Below are 23,108 nucleotides of genomic sequence, written 5' to 3' on the forward strand. Positions count from 1 at the left end.
GGAGGAAATCAGATGAACGAACAATTACATATGCTAAAACGTCTCACGGACGCAACAGGTGTACCGGGGAACGAAAAAGAAGTCCGGAGTCTCATGCGTGAATATCTAGAACCTCATGCAGAAGCATTCCACCAGGATGGTCTCGGTAGTCTCTTTGCTGAACATAAAGGCGCAGGCGAAGATGCACCACGTGTATTGATTGCGGGTCACATGGATGAAGTCGGATTCATGGTCACGAAGATTGATGAAAAAGGATTCCTTCGTTTCCAACCACTCGGCGGTTGGTGGGGTCAGGTCCTCTTGGCACAGCGTATGAATATTGTGACGTCATCTGGTGAAGTCATTCCAGGTGTAATCGGTGCAAAACCACCTCATGTTTTACCACCGGAAGCGCGCAATAAGCCGGTCGACATTAAAGACATGTTCATCGATATCGGTGCTTCATCAAAAGAAGAAGTCGACGGTTGGGGAATTCGTCCAGGTGATACGGTCGTTCCGCATTGCGAATTTACTGTGATGAAAAATGAGAACTTCTTGATGGCAAAAGCGTGGGACAATCGGATTGGTTGTGCCATCGCAATTGAAGCAATCAAGCGCTTAAAAGCAGACGGACATCCGAACACGATTTTCGCGGGTGCGACTGTTCAGGAAGAAGTCGGGTTACGTGGGGCTCAAACTGTCGCACACCTGCTCAAACCATCGATTGCCTTTGCTGTCGATACAGGTATCCCGGGTGACACGCCAGGAATGACCGATCGTGAAGCATTGTCGAAATTAGGTGAAGGCGTTCAAGTCATCATGTTCGATGCAACGATGATCGCGCATCGTGGATTGATCGATTTCGTGACGAAAGTCGCAACAGAAGAAAATATCAAGTATCAACTGGACTTAACACCAGGTGGCGGAACGGATGCAGCGAAGTTCCACTTATCGAATACAGGGGTTCCATCACTTGCCTTGACTGTACCGATCCGTTACCTGCATACGAACGTCTCAATCATGCATAAAGCCGATTTCGAAGCAGCCGTCGATTTAGTCGTTGCTGTGACAAAACGTCTGGATGCGGAGACTGTCCAAGCGATCTACGAGGGGTAATAATATAATGAAGCACATCGCATCAGCAAAGAACGAAATCGTTAAACAATGGAAAAAACTCTTAACGAAAAAAGGACGTCTGCAGACGAACCGTTTCTTGATTGAAGGAGAACATCTGATTGAAGAAGCTGTTCGCGCCGGAATCGTCAAAGAATTGATCGTGCGTGAATCGTACCAAGTACCCGGTTCTTGGAAACGAAATGCCGATGTCTTTACGATCGATGAAGCCGTCATCAAAGTACTGGCTGAAACGGAAACGTCGCAAGGCATCTTCGCTGTCTGTGAGATGAAACAAGCTTCGGCACAATTAGAGCGAGGACGCTATTTGTTGCTCGATCGTCTGCAAGATCCAGGGAACGTCGGGACGATGATTCGGACAGCTGACGCAGCTGGATTCGATGGGGTCGTCGTCGGACCGGGAACAGTTGACGTCTATAACGGAAAAGTCATCCGTGCGACGCAAGGATCGCTGTTCCACTTACCAGTCATCTCCATGCCACTCGAAGAGGCAGTCAATGCCCTGCACGAACAAGGAATTGCGGTAATCGGCACAGCGTTAGAAGGAGCGACGTCTTATCAAGCGATCGCACCGATGGATGCACTCGGTTTAATCATCGGGAACGAAGCGCAAGGCGTTGCGCCAGAATTGCTCTCTTACTGTGATGAGCGTGCCTACATCCCGATTCGTGGTAAAGCGGAGTCATTGAATGCGGCAGTAGCGGCGGGCATTTTGCTCTATCATTTTGCAAGCGTGGATTGAAACCGGCAAGCGTTCATGCTAAAGTGAACATCAGGAATACATCATGGACGTTGATGGAACAGAGTACGTTAGGGAACGATTCAATCAGGGAGAAGCGGTCGTAGACTGAAAACTGCTTCGTGAATCTGCTAACCGAATTCACTCCGGAGTCGCACGAGAGATCGTGACGGGATGCGCCCGTTATCGCGCAATTGGAGGACTTTTCGATTGAAAAGTCAAACAAGGGTGGTACCACGGTGTTTACATCGTCCCTTCGGCATTTGCCGGAGGGGCGTTTTTTTATATCTTCAACTAAAGGAGTGGGAAAGATGCGCGAGCAATTAGAAGCATTACGCGATGAAGCGTTGACATTAGTCGATCAGGCAACAACTCAAAAAGATCTCAATGACGTCCGAGTCAAGTATCTCGGGAAAAAGGGACCGATCACAGAAGTATTACGAGGAATGGGAAAGTTATCAGCGGAAGAACGACCAGTCGTCGGTGAAATCGCAAATACGGTCCGTCAAGCGATCCAAGAGCAATTGGAACAACGTCTGGCAGCTGTCAAACAACAAGAAATGGATGCGAAACTGGCAGCGGAAGCAATTGACGTCACGTTACCAGGACGTCCGAAAAAGGTCGGTCATGCGCACCTCTTGCAACAGGTGACGGATGAGATCGAAGACATCTTCGTCGGACTCGGTTATACGATTGCGGAAGGTCCAGAAGTCGAGCAAGATCTGTTCAACTTCGAGATGTTGAATTTACCGAAGGATCACCCGGCACGTGATATGCAAGACTCGTTCTACATCACGGAAGAAATTTTGATGCGAACGCATACGTCACCGGTCCAAGCACGGACGATGCTCGCTTCTAAAGGTGAACCGATCCGCATTCTCTGCCCAGGTAAAGTCTATCGTCGAGACGAAGATGATGCGACGCACTCGCACCAATTCATGCAAGTCGAAGGACTCGTCGTCGGAGAATCGATTTCGATGGCAGACTTAAAAGGAACGCTTGAAGCCTTCGCGAAGCAGATGTTCGGTGAAGCACGTGAAGTCCGCTTACGCCCAAGTTTCTTCCCGTTCACAGAGCCGTCTGTCGAAGTCGACGTCTCGTGCTTCAAATGTGGTGGTAAAGGATGCAACATCTGTAAACAGACAGGCTGGATTGAAATTCTGGGTGCGGGAATGGTTCATCCTCACGTTCTCGAAATGGCTGAGTATGATAGCACGAAAATGTCAGGCTTCGCATTCGGGATGGGGATCGAACGGATTGCCATGTTGAAATACGGTGTCGATGATATTCGTCACTTCTATACGAATGACGTTCGCTTCAGCGAACAGTTTTAAGGGGGAACGCAGATGTTAGTCTCAAAACAATGGTTGAACGAATATGTGGATGTCAGTCATACATCAGGACAAGACTTGGCTGATTTGATTACAAAGAGCGGAATCGAAGTCGAAGGCGTCGATGTCCGGGATGAAGCGTTAAACAACATCGTCGTCGGACGTGTGTTAACGAAAGAAAAACATCCAGAAGCAGATAAATTGAACGTCACGACGGTCGATATCGGACAAGACGAACCGGTCCAAATCGTATGTGGTGCACCGAACGTCGAAGCCGGACAAGATGTCATCGTCGCGCGCGTCGGAGCTCGCCTGCCAGGTATTAAAATCAAACGTGCCAAATTGCGCGGTGTCGTCTCGGAAGGGATGATCTGTTCACTCGAAGAACTCGGATTCGAAAAGAAATACATCCGAGAAGATGAGCAGGACGGGATCCATACATTCCGTGAACCAGTCACACCGGGACAAGATGTTCTAGAATTACTCGGTCTACGCGATGAAATCCTCGAACTTGGGTTAACGCCGAACCGGTCAGACTGTCTTAGCATGTATGGTGTCGCACACGAAGTGGCGGCGCTTTATGATACGACACCGACTTTCCCGGTCGTTGAAGTCAAAGAAGCAGAAACTGCGACGACAGTCGACGTGACGCTTGATTCAGAGGACTGCCCGTTCTATGCGGCACGAGAAATTCAAGGCGTGACGATTCAAGAATCACCGACTTGGTTAAAAAACCGCTTGATCGCGAACGGCATTCGTCCGATCAACAACGTCGTCGACGTTACGAACTTCGTCTTACTCGAGACAGGTCAACCGCTGCATTCGTTCGATGCTGAAAAACTCGGAAAACGGATTGTCGTGCGTCAAGCGCGCGCAGGGGAATCGTTCACGACACTCGATGAAGTCGAACGGACGCTCGATTCTTCGATGCTCGTCATCACAGACGGGGAACGTCCGGTCGCGCTTGCTGGTGTCATGGGTGGAGCGAATACTGAAGTTGACGGAAAAACGACATCGATCATTTTAGAATCAGCTTATTTCGCACCGATTTCCGTCCGGAAGACGAGCCGTGTTCTTGGACTCCGTTCGGACTCGAGTGCCCGTTTCGAAAAGGGTGTTGATCCACGTCGTGTCTTGTTAGCCCTCGATCGGGCTGCAACTTTGATTGCTGAACTCTCGGGTGGAACGGTTCAGGCTGGCATCGCTCAAGCAGGAACGCTCGAGCTTGATGATCACTTGATTGAAGCGAGTGTCTCGTACATCAATCACCGTCTTGGTATGGAAATCGAAGGAACGGTCATGCAAACGTTACTCGAACGGCTTGGTCTCGGTGTTGAGTTATCGGGTGATGCCTTGACGGTCAGCGTACCGACTCGTCGTCAAGACTTGAAAATTCCAGCAGATTTAGCGGAAGAAGTGGCACGTCTTTATGGATATGATGCCCTGACTTCAAGCTTACCGTCTGAAGCGAGCCGTGGTTTCTTACCAAAACGGAACATCCACCGTCGTCATTTACGCCGGACATTGCAGGGAGCGGGTCTTTCGCAAGCGATTACGTATTCATTGACGAGCGAACAACGCGCGATGCAATTCAATGAACGGGAAGATTTGCATCCGGTCAAACTGGCGATGCCAATCAGTGAAGCACGTTCGACACTGCGGACGTCACTCATTCCGGGACTCCTTGAAGTCGCGCAGCATAACGTCGCACGACAGCATGCCGATGTCGCGTTTTATGAACTCGGCAGTGTTTATCTGCAACGGGATGCGTCACTTGAAACGCTCCCGATTGAACAAGAAATGATCGGTGGCGTCGCAGTTGGTGTATCAGAACAACATCGAGCCCATGGAACACTTGTCAAAACGGATTTCTTCGTCATGAAAGGAATTGTCGAGACACTCGCTTCTGCAGTCGGTGTCACGTTGGCGTTCGAGGCAGCGAACATTCCATCGATGCACCCAGGACGGACGGCGCGCATTTTGCTTGACGGAGAAGCAATTGGGTTCGTCGGTCAAGTGCATCCTGGTCTGTCAAAAGAACAGTATGGTCTAAAAGAAGTGTACGTCTTCGAATTAGAGGCGATGGCACTACGTTCGAAAGAAGAGCATGTCTACTCGGAAATCTCACGTTTCCCATCAATGACACGCGACTTAGCAATCGTCGTCGAGCGATCAGTGACGGCACAATCCATCGTCGATGTCATGACGGAAGCAGCCGGTCCACTTCTACAGACGATCGAATTGTTCGATGTCTACACGGGTGAGAACGTCGGAGAGAATGAAAAATCATTCGCGTTCTCCCTCCGTTATCAAAACAAGGAACGGACGTTAGTCGATGAAGAAATCACGACAGCGCAACAGCGAGTCGTAGATGCAGTGAAAGAAACATTCAATGCGGAACTTCGCGCATAATCAGGATAAACAAACAGCCGCTTTCCTTTCAGAGGAAGGCGGCTGTTTTCGTTTGACGACTGATTCAAGAAGCAAGTTCTTCTGTTTCAGATGACGCAGCTTGTCGTTTCGTAAAGGTGAAATACAGTAGACCACTTACGAGAACGATCAGACTACAGGACAAGAACATATTGGAATAGCCGATACCGCTTGCGACCGTAGCGAGAATCAAGGCACCGATTCCGAAACCTGTGTCGTAAGCAAGGAAAAAGGTCGAGATGGCTTTCCCTTTCTGTGCAGGAGGTGCGAAATTCAAGAGGACCGTTTGAAGACCCGGGAAGATGGACGCAGAACCGATACCAATGATGACGGCAGCAGTCAATAAACCGGCAAACGAAGGATACATGCCGAGAATGACAAAGCCAATCATATAAAGGGCGTACGAGGGCAACAACACGAATGCAGCCCCTCGCTGGTCGAACAGTTTCCCAGCAATCGGTCGAATCGCGACCATTCCGAGAGCGACTAACGCATAAAAATAAGAAGCATATGCGATATGTCCGATCGAGTCCGTATACAGTGAGATGAACGCTGACGTACTAGAAATCGCGACGCCTGCCAACAGAGTCGCCACCAACAAAAGCGGACGCGATAAGAAGAGGGATTGGCTTAGACGAAACGCGGACGTGCTTGGAATATGTTGGCTCGTCAGCGGTAGACGCGTCATTAACAAGAAAGCAATGATTGCTAGGACGGCGACCGTCACGAAGTACAGAACGAATGCTTTTTCTTGAATAAAGGCAAGACCGATGACAGGACCAAGGACGGATGCCAAGTTCATCGAAAGGACGAAATACCCCATACCTTCGCCTTGACGTGTTTTTGGAATCAATGTCGTGACGGCGAGGCTGATCGAAGAAGATAACATCCCGAAACTAAATCCGTGGATGATACGGATAATGATTAGATAGAAAAATGATTCCAAAGGTAGGACGAGCATGTAGCAGATACTCATGACTGTAAAGAGACTTGCAGAGATCATCAAGACGCGCTTTAAGTCGTAACGATCTAACCAGTGACCAATCAATGGACGAGAACAGACGGTTGCCAGGATGAAACTCGTCACGATCCACCCGAGTGCTGAAGCGGAGACTGGAAACTGTTTAGCAGCGAGTAAAGGAAGTGAGGCATTGAGTAGATAAAACGTGATGAAGAGCAATAGGTTAATGATCAGCGTCATGACATAATGACGCGAGAATAACCGAGCGGTCATGAAGATTCCTCCTGTCGATGTAGAGTAAGTAGGTGCGTCATCCATTCACCAAGCTGTTGCTGATCGGTAAGGGAGAAGGAGGCGAGTAAGCGTTGGTGGGTCTCTTGGACCGCAGCATCGATTTGGTCGAACCGTTCAATGGCTAAAGGTGTCAACGAGACAAAGTGTGTTCGTCCTTCTTTTATCCGAGTGATGAAACCAAGCGTCTCAAGACGTGAGACGGTTTTCGTCACAGCTGGTTTTTCAATGATTAAATAATCGGCCAGTTGGACTTGTGAAACAGGTTGTAGTAATGCGACTGCTTTTATTAGTGCCCATTGACCCGTATGTAACGAGTAGGGAAGCAAGGTAGCATCAATTTCTCGTTTAACGAGACGTGAGACTTTTGATAGTTGTCCGAGTACATCTTCTTGTGTGTAGAGCATCCTATTTCTCCTTTTAGTTAACTAGTTAACTTTAAGAGTGTATCAAAGCTGATTAAGAGGTGCAAGGGAAGAAACACTCGTTTCGTGCATTGAAGAGAATAATTTTCTAGCATGATAAAAGATTAAGCAAGTCTTAAAGCGGGTATGTTCCGTAAAAGAGTATTTGATTTACTTGAAACAGTGGATACAACTGCTGATGTGATCGGTTGACTAATTCATCTTGACATAGAGAAGAGACAAGAAGGGAAGAGTACATCATGAATCGACTAGCGAAGCTCCTGACTGAACTATTACCATTCACTATAAAGGAAGCAATCAATCCACTCATTTCGAATATCGCAACCGATTCGCGACAAATCACACCTGGCGGATTATTCATCTGTATCAACGGCTACACGGTTGATGGTCACGATTATATCAATCAGGCAATCGAAAACGGGGCTGTGGCGATTTTAGCTGAACGATCGTTTCTGGATTGCCCGATTCCCGTCATTACTGTGCCGGATACGAAACGACTTGCAGGTCAAGTCGCGAATCGCTTTTACGATCAACCGAGTCAAAAAATGCGCGTCTACGGTGTAACCGGAACGAACGGAAAAACGACGACGACGAAATTGGCGTATGATCTCTTTCGAGCAACAGGTATAAAAGCCGGCATGATCAGCACGGTCGGTGCACGAATTGATGAGGAACTCATTGAGACGCCGAATACGACGCCTGAAGCCATCATCTTACATCGACTGTTGTATGAAATGGTTGAAAAAGGCGTGACGGATTGCATCATTGAAGTGTCCTCTCACGCATTAGCTGAAGGTCGAGTCGAAGGAGTGTCTTTCCACTCGGCGGCATTTACGAACCTGACGCATGATCATCTGGATTACCACCATTCAATGGAGGATTACGCCAAGACGAAAGCGTTGTTGTTTCAACAAGTCGCTGCGTCAAATGGTCGGACTATCGTCTTGAATCGAGAAGATGGTTGGAGTCGCGTCATGCGGGAAGCTGCGCCTTTACAACCTGTCATCTGGTATACGACGCAACCACATCGGACGTCACAAATCGCGGTCGAATGGTTAACAGACACCGTCAATGTGCGGATCGACGAGACGACGACACGTGTGCCGACAGCTTTACTAGGTGAATTCAATGCAGCGAATTTAGCGGCGGCGATGGGATTATTGCGGGCAGGCGATGCCAATCTCTATAATTTGATTCGTCATATTCCAGAACTGGAATTGCCGAAAGGACGACTCGAACGACTGGACTGGGCACCTTGTGAGATTTATATCGATTATGCCCATACACCGGATGGTCTGGAAAAATGTTTACAGGCACTCACTTCTTCCGGAGACTCGCTATCGGTCGTCTTAAGTGCAGCTGGAGAGCGTGATCGAACAAAACGAGCGGAGATGGGGCGGATTGCAAGCAAATATTGTGAACACATCATCGCAACGGTCCATGATGCGAGGACAGAGAATCCGGATCGAATCATCGAAGAGCTAATCGTCGATATTCCACGTGAACAGTTGGTAGGGTGTCATACATCCCGTCACGAAGCGCTCGTACAAGCAGCGCATCTGGCGCACGAAGGAAAACGCATCGTCATCGTCGGGAAAGGTCATGATGAGGTAGAACGAATCGGTACAAAAACGATTCCTTTTAATGAAAAACACATACTGCTTGCGGAACTAGAACGGTTGTCTGAAGGGAAGTCCGTCATTTAAAAAACCGACCATTCCGTTAAGGTCATGGTCGGTTTCGTTTCGCAGCCAGTTGTTGTGCCTTTTTCGTATTTGCAAAATGGGCTTTCGTCCAGTCACGAAGTTTGTCAGCTCCATAACGTAAAATCAGTGAAGCGGCGACTTGATCGACCTTGGCACCAGCACCTTTCGGAATGACGACACCTGTTGTTTCACTCAACTTGTCCATTTCCTTCAAAAAGATGGCGCGAGCAATGATCGAGGAGGCAGCGACGGCGACATGAAGTTGTTCCGCCTTGGTCGAGAAGTAGACATTTTCTCGAACGGGATTGACGACACCAGACAAGTGTTTGTAGTAAACGTTCTTTTCAGCGAACTGATCAATCAAGATCGCTTCTGGTTGCGTCTCCAGTTGGTCAAGTAGCCGCTGCAGGACATCATTATGCATCAGGGCAGTCATCTTTCCTTGTGTCATCGTGCGTTGCATTTGATTGTATTCTGGATTGTGTAGGATACGATATGTGTACGGAATGACAGCATGGAGATCACGGGCGATCTTTCGAATCTCCGTGTCATTCAAGTGCTTGGAGTCACGTACACCCAGCTCCTGAAGAAGTGCAATCTGCTTTCGATCAACGAAGGAAGCGACGACGACGAGTGGACCGAAGAAATCGCCTTTTCCGACTTCGTCACTGCCGGCAACGGACCATTCTGCAAAACCATTTGGTAACGTTGAAACAAGTGGTTCCTTCGATTTAGTCGGTGTAGCCGTGCCGAAGCGTGAAGCGATGGTTTCAGCTTCGGTTCCTTGAAACATCACTTTTCCAGAATTGTAAATCGTGATGACACATCCAGGTACTTTGGCGGCGAAACGGGCATACGGTGGACTCTTCGTCTGTCCTTGTTTAAACTCTTGTATGACGAGGTCTTGCTTTTCTTTAGATAAGCGTAAAACGGTAGTTCCCACGAGATAACCTCCCTTTCCGGGATTAAGCATACCATCCTTAAGACCGATGGGGGACTTCTTTTCCTAAAACGAAAATGATGGTACTATATGAAAGAAGCAAAGTATGAGGAGGACAGAAAAATGGCTGATTCAGAAGGGTTGAACCGGACGACGATTCATATCGCAGGCAATGATTATACGATTGTCGGAACGGAGTCGCCAGAACACGTACGCGAAGTGGGTCTCCTCGTCGATACGAAAATTCGAGAAATCCGAGAACAAGCACCACAACTCGACGTTCGTCAAATCGCCGTCCTAGCGGCGCTTAATATTGGTAGTGATTACGTAAAAATAAAAAAGAATTTGGGTGAACTATAAACTATGATTTCTTTCGTTATCTTATTACTTCTCGCCTTAGGCGTCATGACGGGTGTCCGACGGGGAGTCGTATTGCAGGCCGGGCATTTGCTCAGCCTGATCATTTCCTTCATCGTCGCCTTGTCGTTCTATGAGGAACTGGCGACGAAATTCCGTTTGTGGGTTCCATATCCGTCGACACTGGATGATGCGGGAATCGACTTGACGATGTTCGCAATTCCAAGTTCAGCACGACTCGATGAGGTGTTCTACAAAGCCTTTTGGTTCGTCGTCCTGTTCTTCGGTACAAAAATCATCTTAGCAATCTTGTTATCGATGTTTGATTCGTTGACGAACATTCCGGTTTTAAAACAAGTCAAAGGATTATTAGGTGGCGTCTTTGGCTTCATCGAGATGTACATCTTCATTTTCTTACTCTTGTTCTTAGCGGCATTCGTTCCGATTCAGTCGATACAGGATGCCATCGCAGACTCGAGTTTGGCAAGCTTCATCATCCAACATACACCGCTCCTTGCGAATTGGCTGATGGATCAAGTTGGATTGATAAAATAAACATGCTCCCGCTAAATGGGAGCTTTTTTTGAGGGGAGAATTGCAGATGCGTACGATTCAAGATGCAATGCGTCACTTGGAACGAATCTCAGTCTATCTAGAGGTGAAAGGGGAAAATCCGTTTAAGATCAATGCTTTCCGAAAAGCAGCAAGTATCCTCGAGGCATCGGATGCTGACTTCATGGCAATCGACGATTTTACGGCGATGAAGGGGATTGGTAAAGGAACGGCCGCTGTTCTTGAGGAGTACCGGGAAACGGGAACGAGTACGACACTGACGGAACTCGAACAAGAAGTACCGGAAGGACTGATTGCTTTACTGAAGATCCCGGGTCTTGGTGGGAAGAAACTTGCTAAATTACATGAAGTCGGCGTTATTGATGCGGATTCCTTTGCAGAGAAATTAGCGGATGGTACAGTCGAAGCGATGCCTGGATTCGGTAAGAAGACGGTCGAAAAGTATGTCAAAGCGCTCGAAACGTTTGAAACACGACCGGAACGATTACCCTATGGTGTCATGCGGAAGGTCGTTGCGGAATTAAATCAGACCCTTGCGTCGTTCGATGAAATCATTCGCTTCGAAGTCGGTGGAAGTTTCCGCCGAGCAGAAGAGACGTGCAAGGATCTTGATTTCATCCTCTCGACAAACGAACCGGAACGGATCAAGGAGCAACTCTTGGAACTGTCGCTCATCGATGAAGTCATCGCTGCCGGCAGCACGAAAGTATCACTCGTCTTAAAACGAGACATCCATTATATCGCGGTTGATTTCCGAATCGTCGATGACGCGGCGTACGCATCCACATTACATCACTTCACGGGTTCGAAGGATCACAATGTCCGGATGCGTCAGCTCGCCAAAGAACGGGGAGAGAGCATTTCTGAATATGGCGTTGAGACCGAGCAAGGATTAGTGCAGCCGAAGACGGAAGAAGAATTGTTTGCGCGGTACGACTTACCGTTCATCGCACCTGAATTACGAGCAGGGCGTCAAGAGTTCGAACAGGATTTGTCACGCCTTTTGACGGAACAGGATATTCAAGCAGATGTGCACATGCATACGACATGGTCAGATGGCACATTATCTGTTGAAGAACTGGTCGATGCGTGTGCTGCACGAGGGTATACATGGATGGCGATCACCGACCATAGTAAATATATGAAGTTCGTCAATGGATTGACGGAAGAACGTCTACGTGCGCAACGTGTCGAAATCGAAGCAGCACGCAAGAAACATCCCGAGATGACGATTTTATGTGGCGTCGAGATGGATATCTTGCCTGATGGGTCGCTCGATTATGAAGATGATTTCTTAAAAGAGATGGATTACGTCATTGCCTCGATTCACTCGAAATTCGATCAGACGGAAGAAGAGATCATGCAACGGCTAGAGAATGCGTGTCGTAATCCTTACGTTTCTCTGATTGCCCATCCGACAGGACGAATCATTGGTAGACGTGAAGGGTATGCGGTTAACGTCGATCGCTTGATCGAACTAGCAGCCGAGACAGGAACAGCGCTTGAGATGAATGCAAACCCGGCACGATTTGATTTGACGGCAAGTTCCCTAGCAAAAGCGAAGGCTGCTGGTGTGAAAATTTTAATCAATACGGATACACACCGACCAGAAATGTTAGAAGATATGAAACTTGGAGTCCTCCATGCACGTAAAGCCTATTTGGAGGCGTCTGATGTCATCAATACGTGGAGCGCTGAAGCAGCACTTGCCTTCTTCGGTCGAAAACGTTTAGGAGTGGATTAAATGAATGCCAACGCATTACGCGTCTTAGAATATGAGAAGTTAAAAGAAAACATGTTATCGTTCACGGCAAGCTCACTTGGAGCACAGTTCGTTCGAGCGATGCGCCCAGCGGAAGAGTTCGAGCAGGTCAAGGAATTATTGGCTGTCACGACGGAAGCAACGACGGTTTACCGGTTGCGTGACCGTTATCCGTTCGGTGGATTGACAGATGTCCGCAGTGAAGTGAAACGGGCAGAGATTGGTTCGGTCCTCTCGACGAGTGAACTCTTAGCCGTTGCAGACGTCGTTTATTCAGGACGTCAAGTGAAGGCGTTCCAAGAACGATTGCATGAAGATCATCCGGATTTACGATTACCACGACTCGATAGCCGCATCGAACAGATTACGAAGCTCGTCGAGATCGAACAGGGGATTCGTCATGCCATTGACGACCAAGGAACTGTCCAAGATTCAGCAAGTGATAAATTACGAGCGTTACGTAGTCAGTTGCGTTCGCTCGAAGGACAAGTTCGTTCGAAAATCGATAGTGTCTTACGCAGTAAAGCGAAAATGCTGTCTGACGCCATCGTGACGATGCGAAATGATCGCTACTGTGTCCCGGTCAAACAAGAATATCGTCAAGCGTTCGGTGGGATCGTCCACGATCAGTCGGCGTCCGGTGCGACGTTGTTCATCGAACCACAAGCCGTCGTTTCTGCGAACAACGAGATTCAAGAAGCGCGTTTGAAAGAACGGGCGGAAATCGAACGAATCCTCGCCCAATTATCAGCACTTGTCGGGAGTGTCGGTGACTCGCTGCGCATCAATCTTGATGTATTAGCAGAACTTGATTTCATCATGGCGAAAGCGTTGTATGGTCATCAAATCGGAGCAGTCGAACCACGCTTGAATGAAAATCGCCATATCATTCTGAAGGAAGCACGACATCCCTTCATTCCAAAAGAAGAGGTCGTACCAATCACTGTCTCACTGGGTGGCGATTTTACATCACTCGTCATCACCGGACCGAACACCGGTGGTAAGACGGTTACCTTAAAGACGATCGGTCTTCTGCAATTGATGGTGCAATCAGGACTATACGTACCGGCAGCAGATGAGACGGAGCTCAGTGTCTTCGATGCGATTTATGCCGATATCGGGGATGAACAGTCGATTGAACAAAACTTGTCGACGTTCAGCTCGCATATGACGAACATCGTCTCGATGATGGAGAAAATCGATTTCATGAGTTTAGTGCTGTTTGATGAATTAGGTGCGGGAACGGATCCGACAGAAGGGGCTGCCCTAGCGATCGCGATTCTTGATGAAGTGAAACGCCGCGGAGCACGTGTTGCAGCGACGACGCACTATTCGGAGTTAAAAGCGTACGGCTATAATCGAGAAGGAGTCGTTAACGCGTCGATGGAATTCGATGTTGAATCCCTCAGTCCGACGTATCGCTTACTCATCGGCGTGCCGGGACGCTCGAACGCGTTCGAGATTTCAAAACGTCTTGGACTCGAAGACCGGATTATCGATGCAGCACGTGGTCAAATTGGTAGCGACGCACAGTCTGTCGAAACGATGATCGAACGACTGGAAGAGGCGAAACAGCGTGCTGAAACGTTAGAGGCTCAGTTGCTAGAAGAGAAGAAACGACTCGTTGCAGAGCGTGAGCAATTTGAGCAAGAACAAGCAGAAATTCAAGAAGAGAAAAATGAGATTCTAGCAAAAGCGGAAGAAAAAGCAGCGCGTGCAGTCGAACGTGCCCAAAAAGAAGCGGAAGGCGTCATTAAACGTCTGAAGGAATTACGAGACGCTGGTGCCGTCAAAGAGCATGAATTGATCGAGGCACGTAAAAAACTTGAAGATGCGAAGCCGAGTCTGCAAGAGAAACGGATCGCTAAAGTAAAAGCAAAATACGATCAAACGCCACGGTTTGATAAAGGGGAAGAAGTTAAAGTCACGACCTTCAATCAAAAAGGCTATATCATCAACCAACAGGCGAACGGCGAGTACACCGTTCAAGTCGGCATCATGAAAGTGAATGTCAAACCGGAAGATCTTGCGAAGATCGGCAGTACTCCAAAACGTCCTCAAACAAAAGGGCGTTCTGGTGGTACGAGTGTGACGAAACAATCGGCGCCTTCAGCTGAACTGGATTTACGTGGCGTCCGTGTTGAAGAAGGATTATCGAAGCTCGAACGCTTCATGGACCAAGCTTTGTTATCGAACTACGACCATATTCGTGTCATTCATGGTTTGGGTACGGGAGCGATGCGTCAAGGTGTCCAAGAATTCTTGAAAGGTCATCGTCACGTCAAAGGTCACCGTTTAGGTGGTCAAGGTGAAGGCGGACACGGTGTGACGATCATCGAACTGAAATGAGGAAAGCAGGATGAACATTTTTGAGAACGTCTATGTCTATACGACAGCGCTCTATTCGGTCGCGGGATTACTGATCATTTTAGGACTTGCACTTTTTGAGTTGACAACCCGGTATAAAAACTGGGAACATATCAAGAGTGGCAACATCGCCGTTGCGTTAGCAACAGGTGGAAAAATCATCGGACTCGCCAATATCGTTCATTTCGCTGTTCAAGGGGAAGAACGAGTCGGGTCGATATTTCTTGAAAGTGCTTTTGGCTTCTTACTGTTGATATCGACATACTGGATCTTTGAATTCCTGACACCGAATTTGCCGGTAGACCGTGAAATCGAGAACGGCAACATTGCTGTCGGTATTATTTCATGTGCCTTATCGATCGGCATGTCCTACGTCATCGGATCAGCGTTAGTGGGGTGAATCCGTGTTAGAACGTTTAGCGAAAATCATGTTCGGGGTTTCGATCGCCTTTTTGGTCGTCGGTATCCTCTGGATTGTATTTAATTAAAAGAACCGGTCTTACCGTGTGATCATTCCGTACTGACATCGTTTCAGTACGGAATTTTTATTGGAAGCCACGCCTAATCAAAAAAGGAGGAACGCATATGAACGTACGAAAAACATCAACAACGACAGAAACGAGACGCCGTGCTTTTGAGGCGATGCAATTGATTTCTTGGAAGGATATCTTCTGGGTCATCATCGGGTCGGCGATTCTCGCCTTTGGAATCAACTACTTTACGATTCCGAACGATTTATCTGAAGGTGGATTGATCGGGATTACGGTCATCTTCTACTATCTCTATGGCTGGGATACGGGACTTGTTTCCCTGATTGCGAACGCCTTGCTGTTCGTCGTCGGTTATCGATTCCTCAGTCGGAAGACGATGCTTTACTCCGTCATTTCGGTCGCCGTCACATCATTTGTCCTCTCTTCGACTGCTAGTCTAGCGACATCATCAGACAGCCGTTTAATCGGTACGGTCTATGCGGGAATTCTGATTGGCGTCGGAATCGGACTTGTCATTCGTGCTGGAGGAACGACGGGCGGGGGAGTCATCATCGCTCGACTGATGAATAAGTACTTGAATCTCAGTATCGCGGTCTCGATGTTCATCATCGACGTCGCGGTCGTCGGTGCATCAGGATTTCTGTTCGGAGAAGAGACGATGTTATACACGCTGATTGCGATCATCATCGGCTCGTATTTGATTGATCTCGTCAGTGAAGGATTGAATGTCCGCGAAGCGGTCACGATCATCAGTCATCGCCAAGAGGAAATTGCGACGATCCTGACAGAGACGCTTGGTCGTAGCGCGACGGTCATCCACAGTCACGGTCATTTCACGAAACAAAAGAATGATATGTTGTATATGATCGTCGATAAACGACAACTGGCACCGTTGAAACAAATCGTCGAAGCAGCGGATCCCCGCGCCTTCGTCGTCATTCATAAAGTGCGCGAAGTCATTGGAGAAGGATTCACGTATCCATCCCGGTGATGTCTATTAAAAAGCAGTGCTGCTTCTTTTTCGGAAACGAGAAAGGGAGGTGCTGCTTTTTTGTATGATGATCTCGGATGAAAGAATAGAAAAAAACAAGCAGATTTGATTTCTTTTTTTGGATTTTACTGGCATGTCGAATTCGATTCAACGTATAATAAAAATGAATAGTAATTCATTATCTGGGAGGGAAACGTATGGAATCCGTTTGGTTATCTGATTATCCCGAGCAAGTGCCCGCATCGATTGATTATCGAGAATTACCTCTTTATGAGGCACTCGATGAGGCGGCGACCGATTTTCCAGAACAACGTGCCTTGAGTTTCTTAGGAAAACGTATGACGTTTCGTGAAGTACGTGACGAGGCCCGCGCACTTGGGAGCCTATTACAAGAGCACGGACTAAAAAAAGGGGATCGCGTCGGACTGATGTTACCGAACTGTCCCCAGTATATGATCAGTTATTATGCGGTTCTCTATGCAGGTGGCATCGTCGTCCAAGTGAACCCACTCTATACGGATCGTGAACTGGAACAGATTCTCGTTGATTCAGGAGCACATCTACTCGTAACGCTCGATCTACTTTATCCGAAAGCGTCACGTGTCAAGGCGTCGACGACACTTAAGACGGTCGTGACGACAAGTATCGCGGATTATCTTCCCTTCCCTAAAAATAAACTGTATCCGATTAAAGCACGGAAAGATAACAACATCATCATCGATACGACAGGTTCGATTCCGTTTTTATCTTTGCGGGGGTATGAGCCGATTACACCAGTCGCGATTCAACCGAAGGAGGACGTCGCGGTTCTTCAATATACGGGTGGAACGACAGGCGCACCCAAAGGTGTCATGTTGACACACTTCAATTTGAGTGCAAACGTCGAACAGATTGACAACTGGTTCTATAAATATAATCGAGGAGATGGACGGAAGCTGTTAGCAGTCGTTCCTTATTTCCATGTCTATGGCATGACGTGTAACCTCAATTTCGGCATATTTAATGCCTATGAACAAATCATCGTTCCAAAATTCGATATCGAACAGGTACTCAAGACGATTCATAAGGAAAAACCGAATCTGTTCCCAGGTGCTCCGACGATGTATGTCGGTCTATTGAATCATCCGAAGCTGAAGAAGTATGATCTCTCTTCGATTGAAGCCTGTATTTCTGGTTCAGCTCCACTACCAGTCGAAGTGCAGGAAAAATTCGAAGCACTGACAGGCGGACGGATCGTTGAAGGATACGGTCTATCTGAAACGAGTCCGGTGACGCATACGAATTGTATCTGGGATCGTCGGATTCCTGGGACGGTCGGTATTCCGGTACCCGATACGCAAGCGAAAATCGTCCAAGCAGACGGAGAGACACCAGCTGCTCCAGGTGAGATTGGTGAGATCATCGTCACAGGTCCGCAAGTCATGAAAGGATACTGGAAACGACCAGAAGATACGCAAGCGGTTCTGCGAAACGGTTGGTTGCATACAGGAGACCTTGGATATATCGGTGAGGATCATTATTTCCGAATCGTCGATCGGAAAAAAGATTTAATCATTGCTTCTGGATTCAACATTTATCCACGTGAAGTCGAAGAAATCCTATATGAACACCCAGCCGTCAAAGAAGCGGTCGTCATCGGTGTTCCGGATGTCTACCGCGGAGAGACCGTCAAGGCGTTCATCGTCGTCAAGGATGAGATGACGATCACGGAAGAAGAACTCGATCAATTCTGTCGTAAACAGTTAGCATCGTTCAAAGTGCCGAAGCAGTATGAATTCCGGCAAGAGCTACCGAAGACGTTCGTGGGTAAGATTCTCCGCCGTGTTCTCGTTGAAGAAGAACGTGCCAAACAACTCGAAGAAAGCAGTTGACAGGATAAAATGGCATGATAGAATAAATATGAATGAACCATCATTCATTTTATGCGTTAGGAGATAGTGGAATGAAACGAACAATGTCAAAGAGTGACCGCATCATTGATGCCGCCGTAAAAGTCATCGCTAAGAACGGCTACCATGGAGCGAAAGTGACTGCCATTGCAAAGGAAGCCGGAGTTGCGGATGGAACGATTTATCTATACTTCAAGAATAAAGAACATCTCTTGATTTCGCTCTTCCAAGCGAAAATGGGAAGCTTTATCGAATATTCCGAAGGACAAATCGCGAGCCATACGTCAGCAACGGAACAATTGGCAGCATTGATCGAGGCACACCTCGAGCAATTATCCGTCGACTATGATTTAGCGGTCGTCACGCAGATCGAATTGCGTCAATCGAACCAAGACATGCGTCAAAACATCGCTGCCGTCTTGAAACCGTACTTGCATCTGATTGACCGAGTCGTCAAGCACGGGATGACGACAGGTGAGTTTTCAAACGAACTCGATTATCGATTAGCACGTCAGATGATTTTCGGAACGATCGATGAGGTCGTGACGAGCTGGATGGCAAGTGGATTCAAATATGAGTTGCTTGAGACACGTGACGGGATTCATCGGATGTTGATCAAAGGGCTGAGTTAAGCCCTTTTCATGACAACAATCATGTAAGCGGATACAAAGAATGATGGTGAATAGACGACAAGGGGGAGCATGAGATGGAAATCTATGTACTGTTGAAACGCACGTTTGATACGGAAGAAGCAATCCAACTCGAGAATGGTCAAATCGATGAGGATGGCGCTGAGTTCATCATTAACCCGTACGATGAGTATGCGGTGGAAGAAGCGATTCGTGTCCGTGATGCACAAGGGGGAACGGTGACGGTCGTGACGGTCGGACCGGAAGATGCGGACAAGGAATTACGAACAGCACTCGCAATGGGAGCGGATCAAGCAGTTCGCATCTCGATTGAAGATGATATCGAAGAGGCAGACCATTTCACGATTTCTGAAGTGCTCGCTGGTTATTTGAAGGAACAGACGGTTGATCTCGTCATCGCCGGAAACGTCGCAGTCGATGGCGGAAGTGGTCAAGTGGCACCGCGCGTCGCAGAATTACTCGATATCCCTTACGTGACGACGATCACGAAACTAGAGCTCGACGGTACGAAAGCTGTCGTGACACGCGACGCTGAAGGGGATACGGAGACGATCGAAACAACACTTCCGTTACTCGTCACTGCGCAACAAGGGTTGAACGAACCACGTTACCCAAGTCTTCCGGGGATCATGAAAGCGAAGAAAAAGCCGCTAGAAGAACTCGAACTCGATGATCTCGAACTGGATGAAGACGAACTCGCACCACGTCTAGAGACGATTGAGCGTTTCTTACCACCGAACAAAGCAGCCGGTAAGATCCTTGAAGGTGAACTGAACGAGCAAGTCGCACAGCTCGCATCATTATTACGCAACGAAGCAAAAGTGGTCTAAGGGGGAGAAACGAATGACAAAAGCATTAGTACTCGCAGAATCACGGGATGGCAGTTTACGGAATGTGTCGTTTGAGGCAATCGCAGCAGCGCGACGTGTCGCTGACGAAGTCATCGCAGTCCTGATTGGACACGATGTCACAAAGGATGCGGACGCTCTAGCATCACGCGGAGCGGACCAGGTACTCGTCGTTGAGGATGAGCGTCTTCTACACTACACGCCAGACGGTTACGGACAAGTCTTCCTCGAGTTGATGAATCGGACGTCACCTGATGTGCTCGTCTTCGGACATACGTCGCTCGGTAAAGATCTATCACCAAAAATCGCGGCGAAATTGCAAGCCGGTTTGATCAGTGACGTGACAGCGATTGAAGGAGAAGGCGTGGATGCGTCATTCATTCGCCCGATCTACTCGGGGAAAGCGTTTGAAAAAGTCAAAGTCGCAGAAGGCAAGACACTCTTTACGGTCCGTCCGAACAACATCGACCCACTCGAAGCAGGTAGTTCACAAGGAACGGTCGAGTCGGTCACGGTCGAACTGAAGGATTTACGGACGATCGTCGCAGACATCGTACGCAAAGCAACAGGCGGCGTTGATTTATCAGAGGCGAAAGTCATCGTCGCAGGTGGACGAGGCGTCAAAAGCTCGGATGGCTTCGCACCGTTACAAGAACTAGCAGATGTCCTCGGAGGAGCAGTCGGTGCTTCACGTGGTGCTTGTGATGCAGACTACTGCGATTATGCGCTTCAAATCGGTCAGACAGGTAAAGTCGTTACACCGGATCTTTATATCGCGTGTGGGATCTCAGGAGCGATTCAACACTTAGCAGGGATGTCAAATGCGAAAGTGATCGTTGCGATCAATAAAGACCCGGAAGCGAATATCTTCTCGGTCGCTGACTACGGGATTGTCGGAGATTTGTTCGACGTCGTGCCATTATTGACAGCTGAATTCAAAAAAATGCTCGTTCACGGATAAGTTTGAAGACCGGTACCATTATCATGGTGCCGGTTGTTTTTGCGGATTTTTCGCGTGAGCAGTTTCGTTTGTTGGAAGAGACTGCTATGATATACTCGAATCAATAAAGAGATCACCCATTTTTTTACCGGGTCGATCTACTCATTAGGAGGTTATGATCAATGGCAATCGTACACGCAACTAGCCAATCATTTAAAGAAGAAACACAAGAAGGACTCGTCCTTGTTGATTTTTGGGCAACATGGTGTGGACCATGTCGTATGCTCGCACCTGTTCTTGAAGAACTCGATGCTGACATGCAAGATGTAAAAATCGTCAAAGTCGACGTAGATGCAAACCCAGAAGTAGCTGGAGCATTCCAAGTTCAAAGTATCCCGACACTCGTTCTCTTCAAAGATGGACAACCTGTCAACAAAACAATGGGCTTCATGCCAAAAGACGCACTTAAAGAATTCGTTGAAACATCTAACTAATTCTTTCCTGCATATCAAAACAGACCGTTCTGCAGAGGCAGAACGGTCTGTTTTTTTTAGATTACATTGGCGTACAAAGTTCAATCAGGTGACCATCGGGGTCGAGGACATAGGCGACGACTTGCCCCCATGGTTTTTGAGTAGGAGCGAGGACGGTCTCATATCCTGCCTCCACCACCTTCTGAAAAAGAGTTGGGACGTCATCCGTGATGAAACCAATCTCTAACGTCTGTTGTGTTTTTCCGCTTGGTATCGGGTAATCCGGAATCAACTGTTGCACGTCTTCACGCGTATTGAAGGCGAGTGTCGTCTGACCGGTCTCGAACTCGATGTAGCTCCCGTGCTCCGCCTTGACGGGTAGTCCAAGAACGTCTCGATAGAATGCCAGCGTCCGTGCAGTGTCTTCAACGTATAAAATCGTATAGCCGTATTTAATCATCCAAAAGCCTCCTGTCAATCCTCGAATAACGAAGCGATGTCTGAAGCAGGTGTCGGGTAAGCGAATCCAGTCTGCTGCATCGAAGTACTTGGAATCCGGTGTTGCATCGCAAACGAGAAATAGTTTGCTAGTTCCGCTGCATTGACACCGATGAAGTGTGCGCCGAGGACTTGATCATCTTCCCCGACGAGCACTTTCGCCCGAGCAAAACTGTCCTTGATCCGTGCGTTCGTTTGCCAAGCGGACGTATCAATCAAGCGACCACGATAAGGAGTACCTGCTTTTTTCAAAGCAGCTTCCGTCTCACCGACGAGAGCGAGGTTCGGCGCGGTGAATACGACGCTAGGTACAGGGAGCAGTTCTAGTTTCCGATTGTTCCCTTCGAGCATGTTATCGGCAGCGAGTCGTCCTTCGGTTCCAGCGAACGGCGTCAACGCTGGATTCCCGCTGACAGCAACATCTCCTGCGGCATAGATATGTTCGACGGAAGACTGAAGGTACGCATTGACATGAATTCCTTTTTCATTATGCGCAACGCCAATGGCTTCGAGACCAAGCTGATCGATACTTGCGATACGTCCAGTCGCATTCAAGACGACATCCGTCTTCAAGACGTCACCGTTCGATAGATGAAGGGATTCCTCTTCATAAGCGACGACCTCTGCTTCTTTGATGATCGAGATACCAAGTGCCCGTGTGGCTTCTAACAGCACATCGACCAATTCGCTCTCGAATTGTTTTAAAGGACTAGAACGTAAGACGATCGTGACGTCTGCGCCAGCAATACGAGCGAGATGGGCGAATTCGAACGAGATATAACCGCCACCGATGCAGACGAGTCGGCGTGGAAGTTCTTTCAGTTCAAGAAACTCATTACTTGTTATGAAACGCTCACTACCGGGTACAGATAATTCGCGAGGTCTTAGACCGGTTGCAATTAAAAACTGTTTCCCTTCGATTTCTTCTTCACCAATTCGAAGGCGATGTGAAGACACGAAATGCGGTTCTCCATGGAAATAGTCGATGTCCGTTTCCGCGTACCGCTTTCGAGTTTGCTCCGGGATGGCGCGTGTGTATTCATTCTTTCGCTCCATCAATTGGCGCCAATCAATCGAAACCAGACCCTTTACACCGTATCCGAGCAATCGCTCGACAGCGTCTTTCGTCTCACTACCTGTCAGTAAGATTTTTTTTGCGTCACACCCACGTTGTGCGCATGTGCCACCTGGAGTGAAGTTCTCCACGATAGCAACACGTAGCCCTTTTTCAGCGAATTTATAAGCCGCTTGATTTCCAGCGGAACCTGTTCCGATCACAATGCAATCATATGTACGCATTTTTCATCCTCCGTATGTCATAATCAATGTATGG

General features: G+C 48.1%; 21 protein-coding genes. 16 read left to right on the forward strand and 5 right to left on the reverse strand.

The features are described 5' to 3' along the window. The first annotated feature begins 12 nt into the window (after positions 1–12). The 4 genes from ITJ88_RS03025 (at position 13) to pheT (ending at position 5,595) form a co-directional block, all read left to right on the forward strand. Positions 13–1,095 carry a M42 family metallopeptidase gene (locus ITJ88_RS03025; protein WP_029342316.1) on the forward strand — a complete coding sequence of 361 codons (1,083 nt, stop codon included), beginning with the start codon at positions 13–15 and terminating at the stop codon, positions 1,093–1,095. After that, positions 1,070–1,855, forward strand: a complete 786-nt coding sequence (locus tag ITJ88_RS03030; protein ID WP_370567788.1) for a TrmH family RNA methyltransferase — start codon at positions 1,070–1,072, stop codon at positions 1,853–1,855. The genes ITJ88_RS03025 and ITJ88_RS03030 overlap by 26 nt, the downstream gene beginning before the upstream one ends. Positions 1,856–2,163: 308 nt before the next feature. Then, the gene (gene pheS, locus ITJ88_RS03035; protein WP_195864625.1) at positions 2,164–3,186 is read left to right on the forward strand and encodes a phenylalanine--tRNA ligase subunit alpha; all 1,023 of its coding nucleotides are present in this window, start codon (positions 2,164–2,166) and stop codon (positions 3,184–3,186) included. 12 nt (positions 3,187–3,198) lie between these two features. Then, complete coding sequence (pheT, locus tag ITJ88_RS03040) at positions 3,199–5,595, forward strand: phenylalanine--tRNA ligase subunit beta (RefSeq protein WP_195864626.1); 2,397 nt, start codon at positions 3,199–3,201, stop codon at positions 5,593–5,595. Between the two features lie 64 nt (positions 5,596–5,659). On the opposite strand, the gene ITJ88_RS03045 is transcribed toward pheT, so the two are convergent. Beyond that, on the reverse strand, positions 5,660–6,847 hold the full coding sequence (locus tag ITJ88_RS03045; protein ID WP_195864627.1) for an MFS transporter: 1,188 nt from the start codon (positions 6,845–6,847) through the stop codon (positions 5,660–5,662). Beyond that, positions 6,844–7,272, reverse strand: coding sequence for a MarR family winged helix-turn-helix transcriptional regulator (locus ITJ88_RS03050; protein WP_023469008.1), 429 nt, complete (start codon positions 7,270–7,272; stop codon positions 6,844–6,846). The genes ITJ88_RS03045 and ITJ88_RS03050 overlap by 4 nt, the downstream gene beginning before the upstream one ends. Before the next feature lie 257 nt (positions 7,273–7,529). Here ITJ88_RS03050 and ITJ88_RS03055 point away from each other — a divergent pair, with 257 nt between their 5' ends. After that, on the forward strand, positions 7,530–8,996 hold the full coding sequence (locus ITJ88_RS03055) for a UDP-N-acetylmuramoyl-L-alanyl-D-glutamate--2,6-diaminopimelate ligase (protein ID WP_195864628.1): 1,467 nt from the start codon (positions 7,530–7,532) through the stop codon (positions 8,994–8,996). A gap of 22 nt (positions 8,997–9,018) precedes the next feature. On the opposite strand, the gene rnhC is transcribed toward ITJ88_RS03055, so the two are convergent. Further along, entirely contained in the window at positions 9,019–9,939 is a 921-nt protein-coding gene (gene rnhC, locus ITJ88_RS03060) for a ribonuclease HIII (RefSeq protein WP_195864629.1), read from the reverse strand. Positions 9,940–10,059: 120 nt separating this feature from the next. Here rnhC and zapA point away from each other — a divergent pair, with 120 nt between their 5' ends. The 11 genes from zapA (at position 10,060) to trxA (ending at position 21,298) form a co-directional block, all read left to right on the forward strand. Continuing rightward, positions 10,060–10,296, forward strand: coding sequence for a cell division protein ZapA (gene zapA / locus ITJ88_RS03065; RefSeq protein ID WP_029342308.1), 237 nt, complete (start codon positions 10,060–10,062; stop codon positions 10,294–10,296). Between the two features lie 3 nt (positions 10,297–10,299). Then, on the forward strand, positions 10,300–10,848 hold the full coding sequence (locus tag ITJ88_RS03070; RefSeq protein WP_195864630.1) for a CvpA family protein: 549 nt from the start codon (positions 10,300–10,302) through the stop codon (positions 10,846–10,848). A 46-nt stretch (positions 10,849–10,894) separates the two neighbouring features. Further along, positions 10,895–12,610: a DNA polymerase/3'-5' exonuclease PolX gene (gene polX / locus ITJ88_RS03075; RefSeq protein WP_195864631.1), complete on the forward strand. Its 1,716-nt coding sequence runs from the start codon at positions 10,895–10,897 to the stop codon at positions 12,608–12,610. Then, positions 12,611–14,977, forward strand: coding sequence for an endonuclease MutS2 (locus tag ITJ88_RS03080; protein ID WP_195864632.1), 2,367 nt, complete (start codon positions 12,611–12,613; stop codon positions 14,975–14,977). Between the two features lie 10 nt (positions 14,978–14,987). After that, positions 14,988–15,395 carry a DUF350 domain-containing protein gene (locus tag ITJ88_RS03085; protein WP_023469001.1) on the forward strand — a complete coding sequence of 136 codons (408 nt, stop codon included), beginning with the start codon at positions 14,988–14,990 and terminating at the stop codon, positions 15,393–15,395. A 185-nt stretch (positions 15,396–15,580) separates the two neighbouring features. Continuing rightward, on the forward strand, positions 15,581–16,477 hold the full coding sequence (locus ITJ88_RS03090; RefSeq protein ID WP_050677634.1) for a YitT family protein: 897 nt from the start codon (positions 15,581–15,583) through the stop codon (positions 16,475–16,477). A gap of 197 nt (positions 16,478–16,674) precedes the next feature. Further along, positions 16,675–18,348, forward strand: a complete 1,674-nt coding sequence (locus ITJ88_RS03095; protein WP_195864633.1) for an AMP-binding protein — start codon at positions 16,675–16,677, stop codon at positions 18,346–18,348. A 71-nt stretch (positions 18,349–18,419) separates the two neighbouring features. After that, a complete protein-coding gene (gene fadR / locus ITJ88_RS03100) occupies positions 18,420–18,998 on the forward strand; it encodes a fatty acid metabolism transcriptional regulator FadR (protein ID WP_023468997.1) in 579 nt (192 codons plus the stop codon). A 74-nt stretch (positions 18,999–19,072) separates the two neighbouring features. Next, on the forward strand, positions 19,073–19,846 hold the full coding sequence (locus ITJ88_RS03105) for an electron transfer flavoprotein subunit beta/FixA family protein (protein ID WP_050677631.1): 774 nt from the start codon (positions 19,073–19,075) through the stop codon (positions 19,844–19,846). Positions 19,847–19,859: 13 nt separating this feature from the next. After that, the gene (locus ITJ88_RS03110) at positions 19,860–20,825 is read left to right on the forward strand and encodes an electron transfer flavoprotein subunit alpha/FixB family protein (protein ID WP_195864634.1); all 966 of its coding nucleotides are present in this window, start codon (positions 19,860–19,862) and stop codon (positions 20,823–20,825) included. A gap of 161 nt (positions 20,826–20,986) precedes the next feature. Further along, positions 20,987–21,298: a thioredoxin gene (gene trxA, locus ITJ88_RS03115; RefSeq protein WP_023468994.1), complete on the forward strand. Its 312-nt coding sequence runs from the start codon at positions 20,987–20,989 to the stop codon at positions 21,296–21,298. Positions 21,299–21,359: 61 nt separating this feature from the next. On the opposite strand, the gene ITJ88_RS03120 is transcribed toward trxA, so the two are convergent. Together ITJ88_RS03120 and ITJ88_RS03125 are read right to left on the reverse strand one after the other, a co-directional pair. Further along, a complete protein-coding gene (locus ITJ88_RS03120) occupies positions 21,360–21,737 on the reverse strand; it encodes a VOC family protein (protein WP_195864635.1) in 378 nt (125 codons plus the stop codon). 14 nt (positions 21,738–21,751) lie between these two features. After that, complete coding sequence (locus ITJ88_RS03125) at positions 21,752–23,074, reverse strand: dihydrolipoyl dehydrogenase family protein (protein ID WP_195864636.1); 1,323 nt, start codon at positions 23,072–23,074, stop codon at positions 21,752–21,754. Positions 23,075–23,108: the final 34 nt, after the last annotated feature.

It is taken from the genome of Exiguobacterium abrahamii, from assembly GCF_015645365.1.
Lineage (GTDB): Bacteria > Bacillota > Bacilli > Exiguobacteriales > Exiguobacteriaceae > Exiguobacterium_A > Exiguobacterium_A abrahamii.

Bases quoted from the DNA above. Each gene is read 5' to 3' on its own strand.
- ITJ88_RS03085 (WP_023469001.1), top strand. From the start codon at position 14,988: ATGAACATTTTTGAGAACGTCTATGTCTATACGACAGCGCTCTATTCG.
- fadR (WP_023468997.1), top strand. From the start codon at position 18,420: ATGAAACGAACAATGTCAAAGAGTGACCGCATCATTGATGCCGCCGTA.
- ITJ88_RS03125 (WP_195864636.1), bottom strand. From the start codon at position 23,074: ATGCGTACATATGATTGCATTGTGATCGGAACAGGTTCCGCTGGAAAT.
- ITJ88_RS03110 (WP_195864634.1), top strand. From the start codon at position 19,860: ATGACAAAAGCATTAGTACTCGCAGAATCACGGGATGGCAGTTTACGG.
- ITJ88_RS03070 (WP_195864630.1), top strand. From the start codon at position 10,300: ATGATTTCTTTCGTTATCTTATTACTTCTCGCCTTAGGCGTCATGACG.
- ITJ88_RS03050 (WP_023469008.1), bottom strand. From the start codon at position 7,272: ATGCTCTACACACAAGAAGATGTACTCGGACAACTATCAAAAGTCTCA.
- ITJ88_RS03045 (WP_195864627.1), bottom strand. From the start codon at position 6,847: ATGACCGCTCGGTTATTCTCGCGTCATTATGTCATGACGCTGATCATT.
- ITJ88_RS03120 (WP_195864635.1), bottom strand. From the start codon at position 21,737: ATGATTAAATACGGCTATACGATTTTATACGTTGAAGACACTGCACGG.
- pheT (WP_195864626.1), top strand. From the start codon at position 3,199: ATGTTAGTCTCAAAACAATGGTTGAACGAATATGTGGATGTCAGTCAT.
- trxA (WP_023468994.1), top strand. From the start codon at position 20,987: ATGGCAATCGTACACGCAACTAGCCAATCATTTAAAGAAGAAACACAA.
- ITJ88_RS03090 (WP_050677634.1), top strand. From the start codon at position 15,581: ATGAACGTACGAAAAACATCAACAACGACAGAAACGAGACGCCGTGCT.
- ITJ88_RS03055 (WP_195864628.1), top strand. From the start codon at position 7,530: ATGAATCGACTAGCGAAGCTCCTGACTGAACTATTACCATTCACTATA.
- polX (WP_195864631.1), top strand. From the start codon at position 10,895: ATGCGTACGATTCAAGATGCAATGCGTCACTTGGAACGAATCTCAGTC.
- ITJ88_RS03095 (WP_195864633.1), top strand. From the start codon at position 16,675: ATGGAATCCGTTTGGTTATCTGATTATCCCGAGCAAGTGCCCGCATCG.
- pheS (WP_195864625.1), top strand. From the start codon at position 2,164: ATGCGCGAGCAATTAGAAGCATTACGCGATGAAGCGTTGACATTAGTC.
- zapA (WP_029342308.1), top strand. From the start codon at position 10,060: ATGGCTGATTCAGAAGGGTTGAACCGGACGACGATTCATATCGCAGGC.
- ITJ88_RS03105 (WP_050677631.1), top strand. From the start codon at position 19,073: ATGGAAATCTATGTACTGTTGAAACGCACGTTTGATACGGAAGAAGCA.
- ITJ88_RS03025 (WP_029342316.1), top strand. From the start codon at position 13: ATGAACGAACAATTACATATGCTAAAACGTCTCACGGACGCAACAGGT.
- ITJ88_RS03080 (WP_195864632.1), top strand. From the start codon at position 12,611: ATGAATGCCAACGCATTACGCGTCTTAGAATATGAGAAGTTAAAAGAA.